Here is a 20,554-nt window from a genome sequence, read left to right on the forward strand (position 1 = left end):
TTGCTTAATTCTATAATATCATTTTAGGCCAAATAAAATCTCAACTTTTAATTTTTCCCATGCTACTGCAATCTTTCCATTTTTGTCAGTTGCTGATTCAATGAAATACTGCAATCGTTCAGTATGCTCATTTTTCTTAGGCTTCACTTTCACCCTTACTATATCATCTTTTTCATCATACTCCGACGCAAGATGCTGCTCCCAGTTTTTATTGATAATTACTGTCCACTCTTTTTTACCGGGGATAGTAAAGAAGGCATACTTACCTGCCGGTATTTCTTTACCATTTACAACAAATGCTTTTGGGACTTCCAATGTAGTTGCATCATGTGCGCCGGTCACCCACACTTCATCATAGGGAACAAGGCCGCCCCAAATAATTCTTTTGCGAACTCCGGGTGAATGATAGTTGATTTTTATACTATCTACTCCTACTATAGAATAAGCCATTGACTTGATACTTTTCTTAGTCGTATCTTTTATGATATTCGGATTATAACAAACTGCTTCTGTTTTCTGAGCTGAAGCAGAATGAAACATCAGAAAGAGGATGGCTGATAAAATTGTTGTTACATAATACTTCTTCATATAGCGTTATTGTTTTATTGCTTTGAATATTTGAACTTCTCCAAAAACTGTTTTGAATTTTTTCTTAATAACCGGGTTTATAAATCCTGCACCTGCAATTAACGAAGGTATCAATCCCTTTGCATTGGCGCTGGTAGGTTTAAAACCGTCCAAACCACGAATCATGTTAAAAAGGAGTCGCTGATACCAGGACTCAGACCTGCCAAAGTCCGCAATGAAAAGCTGCCCATTGTTTTTAGTTACTCTGAATATTTCTGCAAGAACCTTTTGCTTCACCGGAGTTTCTAAATGATGAAACACAAGGCAGGATATAATACGGTCAAAACTGTTATCTTCAAATGGAAGCCTTTCACCATTGTAGTCAGTTAGTTTTATATCCAGCCCTTTCTGAATAATTTTTTCTTCCGCTTTATTCAATATTGTTTTATCAATATCAATCCCGGTTATATTAATTGCAGGACGATGTTCTTTGGCCATAATAGTAAGAGTAGCTGTACCACACCCAAAATCCAAAACAGCAGCCCCATCAGTTAAATAAGCAATATTTATCAATGATTGCTTTATACTTACTTCTGGCATTGTGGCTCCCACAAAAAAATCATATAATGGGGTAAGCCATTTGAAACGTAATGCAGATACAAATTTTGCTTCTGACATGATTCAATTACTGTTTAATGATTATGCCCCGACATCGGGTCGGCGCCCTTTTTAAAAACATATTCGCTGTGCAACAGGTATGCACCGGTTAATACAACTATATCACCTGTTTTTAATCCTGATTTTATTTCGATACGGTCATCGCTTTCCAAACCGGTTTTCACCATTACGCTTTTAAAAGTGTTGCTACCTGTCTGTATCCAGACAGTTGCACCCTTGCCATCTCGTATGACTGCATCTATAGGTAATGTGAGTGATTGCCGCTGCGGACTTTTTAATAACACATAAGCAGGCATACCAGGCTTTAACTGATTGCCTGGATTAGGAATAGATACACGGATAAGATTGATTCTTGTATCAGGATTGATTTCAGGATTCACAAATTCAATTCTTCCTTTGATTTCTTTGTTGTCAAAATCAGGAAGCTGAACAGTAGCAACACTGTTGCTGTTTAGTTCAGCCAGTTGCGAAGTGTAAACCTGTGCTTCTGCCCACAAAGAAGAAAGGTCAGCCAGCTTTACGATTGTGCCACCCTCCATTACATAATTTCCATCCCTGATGTCAAGCTGGGTAATATATCCACCGGCAGTGCTATAAAAAGTAGTTGCAGGTGCTGCTTTCTTTGTTGTCGCCAGTTCATCCACCTGCGCATCCGTTAATCCCCAAAGCAACAATTTGCTTTTTGCACTTTGTATCAACTGGTCAAAGTCAATAACTGTTTCATTGGTGAATGCTTTTTTCTTATCCAAAGCCAGCAGGTATTCCTGTTTAGCATTATTCAGTTCCTCACTGTACAAATCATATAGCGCCGAACCCTTCTTCACATAATCTCCCAAATTTTTATAATATAATCTTTCAACCCTGCCCATTACTCTTGAACTAACCGAGGTTGTTTTCATCTGGTCAAAGTTCAATGTGGCAGTTAATACTAATTGGTCGCCGATTGTTCCGTTGCGAATAGTATCTGTTTGTATGTTCCCCAACTGAATTTGCTGTTCGCTTAATTGCAATTCATCTTTATTCTCCCCGTTCTTTTTCTTTACAGGAGTTAAATCCATTTTGCAAATGGGACATTTGCCAGGTTTGTATTCCACCACCTGCGGATCCATAGAACAGGTATAATAAGTGTCGGGGTCTGCTGCTATTTTATTTTTATTCTTGCAGGATGCCAGAACAAATAATAGAAATGTGATAATAGTGATATACCGCATAATCAGTTTTTAACTTTGATAAAACTTTCGCTATCCATAAGAAATTGTGCATTTAACGCCACAGAATCCTTCGCTGTTAATCCGCTAAGCACCTGTATATGCTTTTCATGAATGATGCCGGTACTGATCTTCTTCGCTCTAAAGCCTCCGTCTGATTGTTGAAATACCACTTTATCCATGCCTAATGAAAGCACAGCATCTTTTGGTAACCAATAAGCTTCTTTGGTATTTCCGAAAACGGTTGCTTTGACCTGGCTTCCCACCGGAATTTTCAAACCACTATTATTGAAATATACTCTGGCTGTCAGCGTTTTGCTTTCTTTACGGTAAAAGGGTTCTATGAAATCAATACTTGCCCGGAAATCTTTCCCCGGTGCAGTTTCCGGTACAATCCGTACCGTGTTCCCTGTTTTTACCATCGATTGATTTTCGCCATATATATTTATTATAGCCCAGGCCCTGTCCGGATTGAAAACAGTAAAAACAGACTGCCCCTTCTGCACATACATTCCTTCCTTCAAAGTCAGTTCTTCAGTAATCAGAGAAATATCTCTCATATTACCAGGTTCTTTATTCATGCCGCCATCGTTGGCTGCTTCATGTATATGTCCACTGTAATTACTGTACACAGCAATTGTTAATGATGGCTGACCGGCTTTTATTACCTGCCCCAACTGTTCATTACTCATACCTAATAACAATAGTTTTTCCTTTGCAGCCTGAATAAATGTGATGTTATCTGCATCATTCTTTAACAGGAACAAAAGATTCTGCTGTGCAGTAAGTAATTCAGGGCTGTATATATCCAATATCTTTTGGCCTTTGGCAATTTTCTGATAACGATAGCGGACATATAACTTCTCAATTCTGCCTGACACTCTTGCTGAGATACTTCCCACCTGCCTCGTGTCATAAGCAATATTGCCCAGGGCTTCAATCTCAATCTGTTCTCCCCGTTGCTCAATGGTGGTAACAGGAATGGATGACACTACAAATTCGTTGGTTGGCCTTAGCAATGATCCCATTTCAATATCACCCGGATTATTGTTGGCAGATTCCTTCTTCACCAAGTCCATTCCGCAGATTGGGCAAGCACCGGGTTTGTCTCTTATTACTTCGGGGTGCATGGAGCAGGTGTATTCTGCTTTCTCCTTTTCCTGATTATGATCCTCCATTTTCACCAAGTCCATTCCGCACTTTGGACATGTGCCGGGTTTATCACTGAAGATTGAATCTTCCGGCATGGGGCAGGTGTACATTTCTTTAGCCCCGTCTGACCGATGGCCTTTATGGGAATCCTTATCACTGTTACAGGCTACAAGTGCAACAATTAAAGCAAGGAGGCTGAATAAAAGTAATTTCTTCATTTTATGTCCGGTTAACTCAATTGATATTGTAACATCATGCCATCGTCTTCGTGTTCCAGGTTATGACAATGGAATACAAACTTTCCGGTATTGCTTTCAAATGGAACAAGTACTCTTACTGTTTCACCCGGCATTACCAGTACCGTATCCTTCCATCCGCTTTCTGAAGCTATCCTGGTTCCCCTGCCACCCGTTCGGTCAAGCACCTGGAAAAATACCCCATGTAGGTGCATAGGGTGTGGTTCATCTCCTTTGCTGTTGTCAAAAACCCAAATTTCATTAGTATTGGCAGCAACATTCTCGTCAATACGGTTGCTGTCAAATAATTTGCCGTTGATACGGTGCCGCATCTGCATGCCGTCATTCATGGGATATCCATGATGCTCCATTGCATTTGAAATATCAAATGTTCTTGTCTTTACTGCTGATGAAACCTGGATATTACTAATTACACTCAGGTTAGCAGGAACTGTAAATGGATCGGTAACTGTGGATGTTACTTTAAACTTCATTATTCTGAAAGATTGCTTACCCTGTGCAGCGCCACCCTGTACAAATTCTTTACTCATTAAAAATAGTTCAGTACCGACTGTTACTCCGCTAAAGTTGACCAATACGTCCAATCTTTCACCAGGCGCAATCAAAATTTCTTTTATAGTAACCGGATTTTTCAATAGGCCTCCATCATTACCGATTACTATTATGTCGGCATTATTGCTGAGAGCAAGGTTGTACACCCTTGCATTAGAACCATTCAATAAGCGAAGGCGGTAATACCGGGTGGATACATCTGTATAAGGTGAGTAAATGCCATTGACTACAATTGAGTCACCCATATAGCCAGCCATTACTTCTTCCATAGAAGGATTATAAGTTATTCCGCTATTAGTGATGCGTTTATCCTGTATCACCAATGGGATTTCGTATTGACCAGATGGGAGGTTCAGCGCAGATTCCTCTGCGTCATTAATAATGAATAAACCAGCTAATCCCTGGAATACCTGCTTACCGGTTTTTTCATGAGGATGCGGATGATACCAGCTTAAACCAGCTCGTTGATTTACCGTGAACTGATATCGGAAATTGCTGCCTGCATCGGCCAACTGGTCAGGATGGCCATCCATCAACGCCGGAATTTTTAAGCCATGCCAATGTATATTGGTATGTTCCGATAAATTATTCTGTAAAAGAATATTCACTGCATCCCCTTTATTTACTTTGAAAGTAGGGCCGAGCAGGCTGTTAGGTTGGTAACCTAATACTGGTATAGTCGTACCCTTTAAATTGGCAGTTGTGGCCTGGGCCGTAAGCGTTTGATTCAATCCAGCCTGAGCGGGAAATGAAAGGAGTGTTGAAAAATCACCTTCGGTTACCATTACAGGTTCCGTCATTAAACCCATATGATGTTCCTTTTTACAGCCACTGCAACTGACCAGAAATCCGGCTAATGAACCACCTGTTACTACCGTACCGGCACTAAGGCCTGATATTTTCAAAAAGTTTCTTCTTTGCATACAGCGGTGTTTTAATTTTTTTCAATAATTCTTTCAATCGTTACCTGGAGTTTCAATGCCTGGTTGAGCAGATCCACATATTCCAGTTGTTTCATATTCAACGTTTCCCATGCATCATAAAGCATAAATAACTCTTCTGTGTTCTGCTCATAACCCAGTTGCATGGTCTTGTAATTATTCCGCAGAGCAGGAATAATATTTTCTTCGTACAGTTTTATTTGCTTTTTCTTTAAATCAAGTTCATTTCTCATGCCATAGGCCATGCCGCTGTATTCATTCACCATCATTTCCTTTTGTGATTGTATGGCATAGGTTTTCCATTTCAGGCTTTCAATATTAGCCTTGTTCATTTTAGATGACCATTTTGCCATCGGAATCCGCACCATGCCCATGATGGTGTACTGCATAGGCTGACCGCCAAAGCCAATCATATTATCGTAGCGTATACCAAACTGGGGCTTGAGTGCAGCTTTTTCTGTTTCCTGTTTCAGCAATGTGAGGTTGATTTCCTTGTTTAGAGATTTCAGGTCACTCCGGTTAGTGTAGAATAATGTGCTGTCAAAAACAAGCGCTGAATAATCGCTTAATAAATAGGTGGTATCAATATCAAATTCTATCATGGCATTTCTGCCCATCAATGAATTAAGGCGGATGCGTTTTTCCCTGATGTCGGCTTCAAACATAAGTTGCATATTCTTTACATCACCCAATGCTGCTTTTGCTTTGTAATAGGCGCTTATTTTTTCCAACCCGTTTCTATATCGTATCTCCGCATTTTTAATCATGAATTCCAGAATCCTTTCGTTTTCACTCAGTATCACGAGTTTCTTTTTCAGGATAATCCATTCGTAAAAAAACTGCTTTGCATCATTGATCAATTCATTGAGTGTGGCATTCTTTCTTTCCTTTTCCACGGATGACATAGCTTTCATATACCTTTCATCTGCGTCCAGCTTTTTTCGGTTGGGGAACATCTGTTCGCCGGATACCATCACAGAACCCATACCCGGTATATCGCCTTCCCGATGCCAAAGCCGCACATCATAGGGTGTCATAAACTGGCCGATGCCTACCTGCGGCGGCATCCAGCTTCTTGCACCCATAGCCGCTTCATCCATGGAACGTATTTCATTATCATACATTTTAACCACAGGATGCGATGATTTGATGCTGTCAATAACAGCATCCAGTTTTAAGATTTGCGAATGGCTGCTGCTAGCAACCACAGATGCAAACAATGCCAGGATTAGTTTATTCTTTAACATCAATTAATTCAATTTTACCTTTACGTTTTAATTCTCTTTCCTTAATCATTTCAAATATGACAGGGGTAATCAGTAGTACATAAATGGTAGATGAAAGTGTACCGCCAATTAAGGGGATGGTGATGGGACGCATTATATCGCTGCCCACACCCGTAGCCCAGAGAATGGGTATCAAACCAAATAGCCCAACTGATACGGTCATTAGTTTTGGCCTTAATCTCTTTGCTGAACCTTCTATTACAAATTCACGAATGATAGCTGGTGTTAAAGTTGCTTTGGAGTTGCCGTGTTTTGCCACCATATTATTCATGGCCTCATTCAGGTAGATTGTCATGAGCATAGCAGTTTCAATAGCCATCCCGAACAAGGCGATAAAACCTACTGCCACCGCAACGGATAAATTAATGCCATAAAAATAAACCATGAAAACCCCACCGATCAATGCAAACGGAACTGTTATCATCGTAATAGCAGCTTCTTTAAAAGAATGATAAGTGAAATACAATACCATGAAAATGATGATTATCACTATGGGCAAAATCATTTTCAATGTACGATTAGCCCTTATCTGGTTTTCCCACTGGCCGCTCCATTCCAGGAAATATCCTTTAGGAAGTTTAGTTATCATCTGGTTTAATCTGTCCTGTGCCTCTTTTACGGTGCTTCCCAAATCTCTTTCTCTTACATTGAAAAGAACGGTGCCCCTGAGCATGGCATTTTCTGAATTAATCATTGGCGGTCCATCGCTGAGTTTTATTTCTGCGACGGCCTCTAAGGGAATCGGACCGAAATTCATCGTCTGAACCTGTAACCTCTTTAATGATTCCAGGTTATTACGGAAATCCTGACCGTACCGAGCATTTACTGAAAAGCGCTGGCGGCCTTCAATCGTCGTAGTAAGCTTCATCCCTCCCAATGCACTTTCAATGACCGTATTAACATCATCCACACTCAGTCCATACCGGCCAATTTCCTCCCGTTTCACTGCAATGTCAACATACTTACCGCCGGTGATGGGTTCCACATACAAATCTTTTATGCCTTCAATACCTTCCAATTGCTTTTTGATAGTTTGGGCAAAGGCATAAATACTGTCTAAGTTTTGTCCATACACTTTCAACCCAACATCGGTCCGAATACCTGTTGAAAGCATATTAATACGGTTAATAATAGGTTGTGTCCATCCATTGGTAACACCCGGTATCTGCATTTTGGAATTTAGCTCATTGATGATACCATCTTTCGTCATTCCCTTTCTCCATTCGCTTTTTGGCTTCAGCAGAATAATGGTTTCTATCATACTGATAGGTGAATTATCCGTTGCCGTATTTGCCCGGCCTGCCTTGCCCAGTACATGTGAAACTTCAGGAACAGTGCTGATGATTTTATCCTGCACCTGCAGCAGTCGTTTAGCTTCTGAATTGGAAACATCGGGTAATGTAACAGGCATAAAGAGCAAGGAACCTTCATCCAGCGGCGGCATAAATTCAGAGCCGAGCCTTGTCATCATTATGATGCCGGTTGCCAGGGCAATAATATTTACCGCAATGGTGGTTTTACGCCACTTCAAACACCACTTCAGGATTGGGGTATAGATTCTTTCCAGCGTTCTTGTAATAGGATTGGCACTTTCAGGCTTTAATCTGCCTTTGAGAAAAAATGAAATCAGTACAGGAGTTAAAGTGATAGCAAGAAAAGCATCGATCAGCAGGATGAACGTTTTTGTCCATGCCAGCGGATGAAAGAGCTTGCCTTCCATACCCGTAAGCAGAAATACCGGAAGAAAAGAAGTAACCACGATGATGGTAGAATAAAATACACCTGGGCCCACCTGCTTGGATGACTTCTCAATAATTTCACTCCGTTCTTCAGGTGTCAGCGGGTCTTTATTTCTTTTGAGCAATTTTGCCATATTTATGCTTTGTCGGATGAGTTAATTTTTGCTGTTTGCGCTTCACTGATATGCCGGTAAGCATTCTCCACCATAACAATACCATCATCTACCACCACGCCAATAGCCAGTGCAATACCTGTTAATGACATAATGTTGGATGAAATACCAAACATTTCCAGGAATATAAAACCGGCCGCTACAGAAATAGGTAATTGAATAAGGATAATTACAGCACTTCTCCAGTGAAATAAAAAAATAAGAACAATAAGAGATACAGCAATCATCTCTTCAATCAGTGTTCCTTTTACCGAATCAATAGCTTCCTGTATCAAAGTGCTGCGATCATAGGAGGTTTTAAATGTCACCCCTTCGGGCAATCCTTTTTCTACTTCCTTCATTTTCGCTTTTACAGCTTCAATTACTTTATTGGCATTCTCATTATACCGCATCACTACAATGCCGCCCACCACCTCACCTTTCCCATCCATATCAAAGATGCCGAGACGTAAATCACCACCCATTTGTACTGTGCCGATGTCTTTTACTCTAACCGGGATACCATTATAGTTTGCGAGTGCAATGTTTTCAACATCCTCCTTACTTTTTATATAGCCGAGGCCCCGAATGATATAGGCCATATCTGCCATTTCAAACTTTCTGCCGCCTACATCATTGTTATTCGCTTTTACTTTATTCATTACATCCATCAGCGAGATGTTGTAAAACTGCAGTTTTACCGGGTCAACCACCAACTGGTATTGCTTTTCAAATCCGCCAAATGAAGCTACTTCTGCAACACCCGGCACTGTTTGCAAGGCAAACTTGATATACCAGTCCTGCAAGGCTCTTTGCTCACCCAGATCCAATTTCGGCGCATCTAAATGGTACCAGTAAACATGACCTACACCCGTGCCATCAGGCCCTAATGTGGGTGTTACACCCTGCGGTAATAACCGCTGTGCAAAATTCAGTCGTTCCAGTACTCTTGTTCTTGCCCAATAGATGTCCACATTGTCTTCAAAAATCACATATACAAAACTCATCCCGAACATAGATGTGCCCCGGATGTTCTTAATCTTTGGGATACCCTGCAGATTACTAACCAAAGGATAGGTTACCTGGTCTTCCATTACCTGCGGACTTCGACCCATCCATTCGGTAAAGACGATAACCTGATTTTCACTCAAATCCGGAATGGCATCAATCGGGTTTTGCTTAACAGAATAAATACCATACGCAAACAGGCCGCCTGCAAGGAGCAGCACAATCAGCCTGTTGCGTAAAGCCAGTTCAATCAGTTTCTGAACCATGATGTTTGATTAATCATTATTGAATTACTTCCTCTACTCTGCCGCACTTGAACATTCCGGAACCGAAATACGGGTTTTTAATTTCCTTTACTTCGCTAATCCACATGGCACCCTGGTTGTCCCTTGCCATTGGACAATGGTCATGATAAAGAGGGCGGCCAGCACCGAAGTTTTTCACCAGGTCATAAACTACTTCACTCATCATTACAAAATGTGACCGCTGATGCTTAATATTATCCCCGTTCTTAGCTATATGTTCTGCATGTTCTTTCATTTCTGCTTCGTTGGCATCGTAGGCTGTTTTTTGTTCTGCCGTCAATAATGATTTATCCAGTTTGCCAATAGCATTTTCCATTGCTTTTGCTCCAATCGCTGCTTCACCGGCATTATCACCGGCCAGGGCATTTTTGATATGCAGGTAATGGTCCGCAATTTCTTTTATGGATGCTGCTGCTTTGGCATCTACATTCGTAAAAACAACAGAAACTGCCTTTACATCCTTATCATCTGTTGCAGATACATGCTGTGTTGTGTCGGTACTCGTTTTGCTCATATCGTGCCCCTCATGTTCATTTTTAGGGCTGCTGTTGCTGCAGGCTGAAAAAACAAGTGCAGATACAATTGCAATTGCTGAAATTATCTTGTTCATAGTTATTTATGATTTTGATTAATGTTGATGATTGCTGTGATCTTCTTTCTTTTCTTTTAAATCCATGCCGCATTTAGGGCATTTACCGGCTTTGTCGTATGTTTTATCGCCTTCACATTTCATTGGACATGCATAGGCTTTTACTACTTCCATTTTCATTTTTTCTTTTGGTGAAAGGTTTAAATCCATTCCACATTTGGTGCATTTTCCCGGTTTATTACTTACCACATCGGCGTGCATCGGGCAGGAGTAGTTTTTTACAACTTCAGCTTTCATTTGCTCTTTTGGTGAACGTTCCAGTTTCATACCGCAAACCGGGCAGTTACCGGGCTTTTTCATAGCTATGCTGTCATGCATTGAACAGGTATAAAGTTTTGTGTGCTTCAACGTGTCTCTTTTGCCTGCTTTTTCCTGAGCAAATACAGAAACAGACATGATGGTCAAAGCCGCCATCATCAGCATTTTTACTGATTTCATTTTTTATTATTTTACTATGTTGGAAAACGAATTACAACGGCATATAGAAATGCCAATAGCCCGGTGTAGGAACACCTGGCTCATCAATGAGTATAATCTCTAAATAAGGAAAGTACAATTGCGGATGTACACCGCAACGCCGCTACTTCGGGGTGGAGCGTGACTTACAGGATGTTTTTCGGTAACAGAAGAAACCAGGATTTCTGAACTGGTAAAACATTCAACCGGTATGTCAATAACCTGTAATGCAAAATTAGTAACGAATGACTCAGCAGTTTTCTGGTCATTGTCATTCTTCACAAACTTATGTTCATCCTTGCAGCAGCCATTATCTTTTTCTTCAGACTTCTCCATGCCGCAGTTCCCGCAAGTTTTGGATTTATTGTGCCCCAAACCCCAATCAGCCAGTTTGCCCATGCAATAGTGCATGTGCACCGTTGCCCCGGTTGAAGTACCGAGGTATAAAACGGCTAATATGGCTACGATGAACTTTTTCATGAAATACGAAACAAAAGTATAGCTATTTTTTTAGAATAGAGCCCTAAATGTTTATAAAATAAATTTTAATACATGATTATGAATTACTTACAACAATTCTTCTTGGGTAGAAAAACTGCTTTCAGCAAACGACTTAGAAATTTACCGAATGACTTTAACAGGTTCATTTTATATCTTATTTGCCAGCATTATGCCACTAATGGCTATTATCAGCGCTTCTTTAATGATGGATATTGAATCTACAGGAGGTTAAACAGATTTCCAGTCAAACTAATATACATATGACTCTACCGGGGTATCAATTATCGAAAATATAATATTAAAAATTCAATTAAGTATTTACAATATTAATCTGTACTAACATTTGAGCAAATTAATATTAATTATCCACTACTAGACCCGAAGTTTTTTTTCCTGATTTTCCAAGTTCAATTCTGATTCTCATAATTCTGATCTTTATCTGTTCCTGGATACTATTACTTCTACATAATTACATTTGCAAAACCAGTCTTGACAACAGTCCCTTTAAGTTGAATAAGGGGAATTAGTTTCACCCGGCCCATTGAAACAGATTAATAACCTGTGGGCCTATTCTGTCCAAATTTTCTATCCCAGAAATTCAGACACTACAACGACCCGCTTTTGAAAATTCGTATTATTACATCGCGATGGAATTCAGTATTACCTATTACAAGAATATTTTTTTACAGAAGTTCAATGAACTGGAAAGATACCATCTTGAATCTTCTAATTATTCCCTGATTCAGGCAAGTAATCCTGTTCGTTTTCTCTTATACGATACACAGCCATTAGTGGATATGCTTAATAAGGACAAACAATTGCCAATTACTTATTGCGTGAATGGTGATGAGTGGCATGAGAAGGAATCCGGTCTGCTACCGGTTATTGAATGGAAAGAGGTTAATCCGGGTCTATCAGGTAATCCGGTGGAGTTAAAGAAAGATGCTTTTCTTAGATTCAAATGCCTGTACTTTTTGGAGAACCCCTATACCGTTCAGGATATTCTTAAATTTTATGCATATGTACGGGGCGGTATACATCTGGATAAGGGAGAAGAAAAATACCAGCCGCTTCGTGAAGCATTTTATGCCTTTCAGTTAAATGGTCTGTCATCGATGGATCACAGCATGAGAGGTATTGTACAGGTAATCTATACTACACTCAGTAAATATAAAGAAGCATTGTTGGCTGATTGATCTTTTTTCTGTTTTCTTTCCGGCTATTGTTTTTCATAGCATCTTTTCTTGCGACGCTCCGTTCATCTTTTTGCTCAGCTATCAACTGGCAGATGACCGGCATACTATCCTCATCCTTCGGATACAATGCCTTCAGGGTATATTGGCTGTTCACGCCTCATGCTTCGGCGTCAACAGCAGGATTACACAACTGAAGGTAGTTGATTGGCGAGGTCCTGTTTTGTAAGAAACGGGACCCCATGCGAAAGCGAAGTTATGCGGCTTTGCGAATCTTAAAAAGCTGCAAAAAGACTACGGCATAAACACCCACCCATCCCACACCCTTCCTTTATTCCGTTTCCTTTTTGCCGGCAGGACAGCCGCATTCTTCCAAAGCTTTCTTTTTTCCCTTTTTCTTTTACAAAACAATTTTTTTTCATCAAAAATTAAATGTTATGGAACTAACAGGAAGAATCACAGCAAACGCAACGGTCAACACCGTGAAGGGTGACCGTAAAGTGGTACGGTTCAGTATCGCCATTAATGACAGTTACAAACCCAAAGATTCGCAGGAGGTGAAAAAGCTCACCACCTATGTGAACTGTTCCTACTGGATGCGGGAGGGTATCGCAAAGTATCTCACCAAAGGAACGCTGGTGGAAGTGCAGGGGCGTATCTCGGTCAGTGCATGGATGAACAAAGACGGAGAGCCAAAGGGCTCACTGGATTTTCATGTGAACGGTATCAAACTGCATGGTAAGGGTACTACTGAAACCTTACCCGCACCGGCCGATATTACTGAACCGGTGGAGGATTTACCATTCTGATTTATTTATTCTCATTAAACCGCAGCAGTACCGCCTGCGGGATATAAATTATGCTGGGTAATCAATTATGGCGCATAACATCAATTTCAACGAACAGACAGGACAACACAGTTTTTTCTCCGTGAAAGAAAAAGCCTGGCACGGGCTCGGCCAGGTTGTACAGGACTATCCGACCAGTGCCGAAGCCATCCGGTTTGCCGGGTTGGATTATGAAGTGGTAAAGCAGGATATTTATACTACCTGTTACAATGCAGACGGTCAGCCGATGGATTTTACCAAGCGGATTAAAACCCATTTGGCCACCATGCGGCCCGATACCGGGGAAGTACTCGGAGTAGTGGGCAAGGATTATGAAATCATCCAGAACCGGGATGCTTTCAGTTTCTTTGATTCTATTGTCGGGGGCGATGGTATCCAGTATGAAACAGCCGGGGCACTCGGAAAAGGTGAGCGGATTTTTATCACCGCCAAACTCCCCGGTTATATCAAAGTAGGCCGGGAGGACTTAATCGAGCAGTATTTATTTCTGACCACTTCCCACGATGGTTTTGGAAGTATTACCGCCGCCTTTACACCCGTCCGTATTGTTTGTAATAATACCCTCAATGCAGCCCTTCGCAATCATTCCAACAGTATCAAAATAAGGCATACCGCCAATGCAAAAGAAAGACTGGAACAGGCGCATAAAGTAATGGGTATTTCTAACCAGCTTTCCCTGCAACTGGATAGCATCTTTAACCGCTGGACAAAAGTAAAAGTAACCGACCCGGAACTCCTGCGATTGATTCAACTGGCGATGGTGCCAAATAAAGAGGTGCTGGACAATATCGAAAAAGGCCAGTATGATGAACTGTCCACCTGCTTTAACAACATGTGCAATTCCGTTTTTGAATATGCCATGAGCAGCCCCACCCAGCAAACAGAAACCACCCGGGGCACTTTGTTCGGGGCTTATAATGCCGTGACCGGGTATTTTCAGAATGTACGTAATTACAAAGACGACGAAAGCAAACTGAAATCCCTTTTATACGGAGGTACGGCACAACTGCGGACACAGAAGGCCTTTAACCTTTGTATGGATTTTATGAACTAAAACAACACAGGCAGCCCGGCGACGGGCTGCCCTTTTAAAAGGTAAAAAAGCTGCCCCGCTATATAGTGGCAGATTTCAGTATCGGGCGGGGCAGCTTGGGTTATTGTTATTGGCTGAATAAACTTTTTGCTTCTTTTTCTCAACTATATCTTATGAAACTCTCTAAGGTGCATCAGGAATGTATCCGTAATCCTGGTATGGGTGAATAAATAATCTCCTGTAGGCTGATTAAACTTTTCATATTCCTGCCGCCATCTCCGGAATTCCTCCAATTCATGCTGTTCTGTAATAGCTCCGATCATTAATTCATCGCCACTTTCATCTTTTAATAACAGATGGTCCTGATTTATTGTATAGCTAGTGGCTTTAAAATACACCGTTGGAGAAAGCCCCCATTGGTTAGTTGTTAAATCCTCTTTGGGAATCTCGTACCAGGGCTTATAATAAAAATGAAGGATCTCTTTACAGCCTTTGTTGTTCAAGAATCCCGGCCAGGCACGATGGGCGAGATAAGTATTGTCTTTCCCATATACTTTAATCTCCTCCTTGAATCCTTCCAGGAGGGATATTATACTCATAGTTGTAACCATTCTTTGTTTGCACAATTCCGGATCTTCGTAAAGTCCATTCACCAGGTCTATAACATGCTGAATTAAATATGAGGAGTGGGGTCCGCTGTATGTATGTTCATAGGGGTGCGCCATCACGTTTCTGATGGTTCGCAGGGATTTTAAATATTCCGGGTTATAGACTTCAAAGTAATTACGATCCTCAAACCACTTAATAAGTTGGACCAATTTTTTTCCTTCTCCCCATTTTTCATTATTGATCTCCTGGTACCTGAGTTTAAGCGCCATCTCCATCGTGAACATGGTTTTTAAGGCCCCCAGATCATAGAACTTATATTCAAAATAGCTATGCTCCAGCAGTTTCCGGATGAGCCGGAAATTCTCTCTCGTGTCACTGTGGACTTCAGGACGCAAATAAATCTCCGGTACGAATTTCTTAATGAACTCCCCCCTGTCCGTTGATACATTATCAAAGACAGTCCAGGTTTCATCCATGGTTAATAAAGGGGCGGTTGACTCATTTATCATTACACAAAGTTCGGTTTTCGCCTGCAATATGCTGGCAAGGAGTTCGGCATAAACACAGGGCTTAGCGCATGGCTGTCATTTATTCCGCTCCTCCTTGCGCAAATTCGGCTGCAACCGGTGAAGGTTTCATAATCAATTTTTCAAACATTAAAAACATGGATTATGGAAAACAAACTAAGCCTGGAAATGCTGAACAATGTATCAGAAATCGAAGTGGTGTATAAAAGAAAAGTCACCGTTAAAGTATCTGAACGTCCGCTGATCAGGACCTCAAAAGATTGTTACGACATCTTAAAAAACTACTGGAATGAAGAAAAGATTGAACTGGTGGAAGAGTTCAAAGTCTTATTTCTGAACCGATCCAACAGGGTTCTTCAACTGATGACGGTCTCCAGTGGCGGGATAACCGGTACTGTGGCTGATCCCCGGATCATACTTGCTACAGCCTTAAGGCTGGGTTCCTGCTCCCTTGTCCTCAGCCATAACCATCCTTCAGGCAGTCTTAAACCTTCCAGGGCAGACGAAGAACTAACCCAAAAAATCAAATATGCGGCACAGTTTCATGATATAACAGTGCTGGATCATATTATCCTAACAAGCGAGGGATATCTCAGCTTCGCTGATGAAGGGCGGCTTTAAGCCCTTTTTAACTCTATAACTGGCATTGGTCTGCCCACCCTGTCTGGTATATTGTAGTATTTTTATAGTCCATTACTAAAAACAGTATAATGCAGGAACTTGTAAGCGCTTTAAACGAAATTATCAGCGAGGCCAAAACCGAAAAACATCCATATCCAAAAGATGAAGGAGCTTGCGATGCCGATCTTGCTTGGGAGGCCTCCCGGTTCTTTGCTACGCTAATACATAAGGCCGAACCGCTCGGCTTATACAAATCTTTTGAGCAGTACGAAGACTTTAAAGAACGGTATCAAAATTCAAATAATATTCTGATAGATGATGCCACCCTTTTCCAACAATGCTGGCTGAGAAACATTCTTGGATTTGTGGAAGTCACAGGTGGGGTTAGTTCTCTTTGCTTCCGGTTCAATGAAATTAGTGAATATAAAAATGAAATCCTGTTTTGGCTGGAATTTCAGCAAAATCATGAAAAAAGCGGGAAAAGAACAGTTGAAAAAAATCATATCGAATCAGCAGTAGAGTTATATGAGCGCCAATATCATATGCAGCTGGACCGGAAAGGTGTTTTTTTCAATAAATGGACTTCGACAAAAGAGGGGCTGATTGAATATGCCGACTTTCAGGTTTACTTTAAACAGTACATTGACCACTGGGATGATTTTGCATTTATCTCCGCCTATGAACAGTTTAAAGAAAACATTGACGTAAAAACATTAATGGTAAAAAGAGAAGATTTAGATGAACTGCATAAGTCATTCAAATTATTATTTCCCCAAATACCATCAATTAGGGCATTTATTGAGCAAAAAGTCATCACGGAAACTGATGTACATTATCAAATTGGCTTTTACAATACTGAACCAGGGTACTGGAGTGCACTGAAAGATAAGATCGGCGGCTTACTATGGGAACTAATAATCAGCGATGATACATATGCAGATGATACACAGAGATTAAAAACCTGGCTGACGAAACTCCTTTATTGGCCGATGTGGCCGGATCCCTTTTTATACATGACCGGGAATTCAGCAACCAGGTTTCTCAATACGGCATTTGATTTGGTCATGACGGACACTGACATAAAAGGATCGAAAGATGAGTTTAGAAAAGTTTGTCTTGATAGCCGGTTGAGATATGATTCCCTATTACCCCTAGAAAGGGCCATCAACTCCGGGGAATTCACATTAAATACCACAGATCATTATGAATTACTGACCAGCTTTAACAGATGGGAAAAAAAAGCCTCTATAACCTACTTATACGGACAGGATTCAAGGAATTTACTCACATACCTGATAAAATCCATTGTCAAATACGATGATGAGTATAGCCAGAAATCACAGCCCGATTCAGCCCCTGATACTAAAATAAATTATCACAGGGTCATTCGTTTGCTGGAATCAGGTCTTCAAAAACCTTTTCTGTTATGGGAAACTACACGGTTTATAATTAAAGATCGTCCGGTGATTATTCCTTACCTGATAATGGAAAAAGGATTGGAAAGCGTTGCTTTTCTACTGCTGGATGATTTGGATTTTTTTGCTTCTCAGAAGCAAATGATGAATATAGAACTCTGGAAACAATCAACCGCTCTCTTTCTGTTACAACTCCCAAAACAAGATAAATGGCAGGCTGCCAATAAAATATTTCAGGTTTATCGCAGCCTGAATAATAATAAGTATGAAATTCCTTACAACCGGAGCAACACCAAACGGGAACAGGAGACACAGGAACAGCATCGTACAAAGGAACTACTTGTTCTGGGTTTGCTTGAGGACAGCCGGTTACATCCATACATGACAAACCATAGGCAGTCGGAGTATTTACTTCCTGCATTATACCCGGAACTGGCAACGATTATCATGGAATATTCAAGCCAACCGTTGTATAATAACGGCACGGTCCAGTTTCCAATTCTCCAGTGGGATGCCATGTGCTGGCTGCTCAAAATCAGTACTTACTGGAAGTATCATGATCAGAAGGGGCCAATGAGTGAAACTATTGGTCATTTGACAAAGGAATTTCTGAACAGATATTTAAAAAGTATAGAGGTAACTGAAATTAAAAAGTATAATCATTTTGAAGAAAAAGAAGAGTTGAGAATTCCACTGTGGAGCGAGAAAATCGAGCGCCTTCATTTCATTGAATGGATCTATCCCATTTACTTTATCCATGCAAACGGTCTTCTTAATCAGTTTTTATCTCCCCGGATTGATATTGAACAGACACCGGACCGTTATCATGAAAAAAACAAATTCAGCGCCGACAAATTACGTACCCATATTGGAGTACTGCTGCAGGTTCTACGAAATTTATTGCAACCAGTATTGCCATACGGATTTGAAAAAAATGAGATACATATTATTAAGAAAAAAATTGAGTCCCAGATAATTGATTTCCTGAGAATCCATATCAAAGACGATCCCATAAGGGGCAAAATCGATTTATTCGACTTTAACAGAGAATGGAGGTTTCAGGTCTCCGATAAAGAAGCCTTATTTCCGCAAATTGCCCGTGCGATCAACTGGTTTTCTAACCGGGATACTATAATTAACACGATCAGCGAAACAGGAGATATTAGTAAACTGCTCACGTTACTTGATTTAGTAAAATCGGAGGGCGTGAAACAGAAATTAATAAAAAAAATTCAGGGACTTAATATTCAAACCTTTTTAGAGAACTACAATTGGATACCGGAAATTCAGCATGCTGTTACTAACCTATCCAGTCATCCTGAGTTATTACCTCAGATAGAAAAGGCTATCGAATTCTGGAGACAGGAAGTCATGACCAGAAGGGATAAAAAAGAGTATCAATTGGTTCTTTACAAAGCGGAATTACTGGCAGCCTATTTTAAAAATTCGGAGACTCAGCTTGATGCGATTTCCGAGCCAGTTCTAAATTATCAAAGCCCTAGCGAACTGCGTCCCGCCGATTACAAGCAATTCTATAAAGGGTTGCTATGTATACAAACGGGCCCCGCAAAGTCACACACAATTTTTAATGCACTCGTCAAACAGTATCCCGAATACCCCTCCTTTGCCCTGAACAGAATGGTAGCAAAGATTAATCTGGCGATGACAACAAATGAAATAACTCTTTATCAGGAAGCATTGGAAGAATGGAAAGAAGTTGAATCTGATATAACAGACAACACACTGGACTATCTGGAGCCAGAACTTTCAGAAAACGTCATGACAGTCTTGAGCAAAACAGGCGACTATGATCAACTTGATACCCGTTATAAAAGCCTGGACCTCCCGAACCGGATGAAACCCGCAGTACTTGAGATCATGGTGCAAAGCCTGATTGATCAGAAAAAATTTGCCCAGGCTCTTCAATTGGTCAGTTCTGCAAAAACCTATCATCAGTTCAGTGATATAACGGACATCCGATTTATAGAAGACTTTGAAAAAAGAATCAGCCAGGTTGACGATATAGATGAACTAAAGAATCATTATGCCAGAATATTCAACACTGAACCAGGAAAGCTAATAAGAATATTTCCTAAAAACTTAAATGGACAGTTAGAGCTGAATCAGTTTATCGTCAAAGAAATCATCCTTGCGGCTGATAAATTACTGGAAAAAATAAAATCAATTGAAGAAATCAAAGACGAAAATAAGTACAATGATCTCATGGAACTACTGCTGGATACACGGATCAATCCATGGGGCTGGCAAGTCGGCGACCAGTCCAGGGGAGCCTATTCAGGTATAGGGGGTAAACAGCCGGGTGAAAGGGATTTGCCCATAATGAACCGGTACAAGCGGGTGATGATGGTATGTGAAGCTTTTATTTACCGGAACCCTGCATCCGTCAAGTCGCATCTTGAGAAAATATTCAATTATCATCATCAGCGTGAAGCGTTCACCCTGTTAGTTTATGACTTGAGCGAAAATCCCGGGGTTTTTGAAAGCAACTGGAAAAAATATAGCGATGAGATACTTCCATCAACTACCTATCCCACAGGCTTTGAAATTACAGGTGCGGTTACTGAAATAAGTAATAAACTTGGCTACAGCAAATCTGCAATAAAAGTCTGCATGTCGGAACATGGTAGTGGAACGATCCTTTATCACATATTTGTAAATCTGCATTACCGGGTTACTGTAAGTTAAATTTTAAATTTTCTTTACCAATGAAACTAAATTGGTTGACCAATCCCAATCCGAATCTGCAGGCAAAAATGCGATACTTCGCGGATTATTTTCTTTATTCCAACGAATTCCTGGGCAAGTTGCCGGACTTACCTTTTGATAATCCGATATC

The 20,554-nt window shown here is 40.7% G+C and carries 17 protein-coding genes; 5 read left to right on the forward strand and 12 right to left on the reverse strand.

What is annotated here, in order from left to right:
- Positions 1-18 precede the first annotated feature (18 nt).
- The 11 genes from J0M30_00080 to J0M30_00130 form a co-directional block, all read right to left on the reverse strand.
- On the reverse strand, positions 19-588 hold the full coding sequence (locus J0M30_00080) for a DUF2911 domain-containing protein (protein ID MBN8665864.1): 570 nt from the start codon (positions 586-588) through the stop codon (positions 19-21).
- 6 nt (positions 589-594) lie between these two features.
- Complete coding sequence (locus tag J0M30_00085; GenBank protein ID MBN8665865.1) at positions 595-1,245, reverse strand: class I SAM-dependent methyltransferase; 651 nt, start codon at positions 1,243-1,245, stop codon at positions 595-597.
- A 14-nt stretch (positions 1,246-1,259) separates the two neighbouring features.
- Positions 1,260-2,456, reverse strand: coding sequence for an efflux RND transporter periplasmic adaptor subunit (locus J0M30_00090; protein MBN8665866.1), 1,197 nt, complete (start codon positions 2,454-2,456; stop codon positions 1,260-1,262).
- 2 nt (positions 2,457-2,458) lie between these two features.
- On the reverse strand, positions 2,459-3,631 hold the full coding sequence (locus tag J0M30_00095) for an efflux RND transporter periplasmic adaptor subunit (protein MBN8665867.1): 1,173 nt from the start codon (positions 3,629-3,631) through the stop codon (positions 2,459-2,461).
- 203 nt (positions 3,632-3,834) lie between these two features.
- Complete coding sequence (locus J0M30_00100) at positions 3,835-5,337, reverse strand: multicopper oxidase domain-containing protein (protein MBN8665868.1); 1,503 nt, start codon at positions 5,335-5,337, stop codon at positions 3,835-3,837.
- Between the two features lie 11 nt (positions 5,338-5,348).
- Positions 5,349-6,602: a TolC family protein gene (locus J0M30_00105; GenBank protein MBN8665869.1), complete on the reverse strand. Its 1,254-nt coding sequence runs from the start codon at positions 6,600-6,602 to the stop codon at positions 5,349-5,351.
- Positions 6,589-8,514 carry an efflux RND transporter permease subunit gene (locus J0M30_00110; protein MBN8665870.1) on the reverse strand — a complete coding sequence of 642 codons (1,926 nt, stop codon included), beginning with the start codon at positions 8,512-8,514 and terminating at the stop codon, positions 6,589-6,591. The genes J0M30_00105 and J0M30_00110 overlap by 14 nt, the downstream gene beginning before the upstream one ends.
- A 2-nt stretch (positions 8,515-8,516) precedes the next feature.
- A complete protein-coding gene (locus J0M30_00115) occupies positions 8,517-9,806 on the reverse strand; it encodes an efflux RND transporter permease subunit (protein ID MBN8665871.1) in 1,290 nt (429 codons plus the stop codon).
- Positions 9,807-9,822: 16 nt separating this feature from the next.
- Positions 9,823-10,455, reverse strand: a complete 633-nt coding sequence (locus J0M30_00120) for a DUF3347 domain-containing protein (protein ID MBN8665872.1) — start codon at positions 10,453-10,455, stop codon at positions 9,823-9,825.
- 18 nt (positions 10,456-10,473) lie between these two features.
- Positions 10,474-10,932 (reverse strand): hypothetical protein, encoded by a 459-nt coding sequence (locus J0M30_00125; protein ID MBN8665873.1) that lies wholly within the window; start codon positions 10,930-10,932, stop codon positions 10,474-10,476.
- A 99-nt stretch (positions 10,933-11,031) separates the two neighbouring features.
- A complete protein-coding gene (locus tag J0M30_00130; protein MBN8665874.1) occupies positions 11,032-11,430 on the reverse strand; it encodes a hypothetical protein in 399 nt (132 codons plus the stop codon).
- Between the two features lie 668 nt (positions 11,431-12,098).
- Between J0M30_00130 and J0M30_00135 the strand changes: the two genes are divergently transcribed.
- The 3 genes from J0M30_00135 to J0M30_00145 all read left to right on the forward strand — a co-directional run bounded on the left by J0M30_00135 (position 12,099) and on the right by J0M30_00145 (position 14,546).
- Complete coding sequence (locus J0M30_00135) at positions 12,099-12,647, forward strand: hypothetical protein (protein MBN8665875.1); 549 nt, start codon at positions 12,099-12,101, stop codon at positions 12,645-12,647.
- 434 nt (positions 12,648-13,081) lie between these two features.
- Positions 13,082-13,453: a single-stranded DNA-binding protein gene (locus J0M30_00140; protein MBN8665876.1), complete on the forward strand. Its 372-nt coding sequence runs from the start codon at positions 13,082-13,084 to the stop codon at positions 13,451-13,453.
- A 67-nt stretch (positions 13,454-13,520) separates the two neighbouring features.
- On the forward strand, positions 13,521-14,546 hold the full coding sequence (locus J0M30_00145; protein ID MBN8665877.1) for a DUF945 domain-containing protein: 1,026 nt from the start codon (positions 13,521-13,523) through the stop codon (positions 14,544-14,546).
- 143 nt (positions 14,547-14,689) lie between these two features.
- Here J0M30_00145 and J0M30_00150 read toward each other — a convergent pair whose 3' ends face one another.
- On the reverse strand, positions 14,690-15,643 hold the full coding sequence (locus J0M30_00150) for a hypothetical protein (protein ID MBN8665878.1): 954 nt from the start codon (positions 15,641-15,643) through the stop codon (positions 14,690-14,692).
- Positions 15,644-15,805: 162 nt separating this feature from the next.
- Here J0M30_00150 and J0M30_00155 point away from each other — a divergent pair, with 162 nt between their 5' ends.
- Both J0M30_00155 and J0M30_00160 read left to right on the forward strand, forming a co-directional pair.
- Entirely contained in the window at positions 15,806-16,282 is a 477-nt protein-coding gene (locus J0M30_00155) for a JAB domain-containing protein (GenBank protein ID MBN8665879.1), read from the forward strand.
- A gap of 89 nt (positions 16,283-16,371) precedes the next feature.
- Entirely contained in the window at positions 16,372-20,403 is a 4,032-nt protein-coding gene (locus tag J0M30_00160) for a hypothetical protein (protein MBN8665880.1), read from the forward strand.
- Positions 20,404-20,554 lie beyond the last annotated feature (151 nt).

It is taken from the genome of Chitinophagales bacterium (genome assembly GCA_017303415.1).
Lineage (GTDB): Bacteria > Bacteroidota > Bacteroidia > Chitinophagales > Chitinophagaceae > SpSt-398.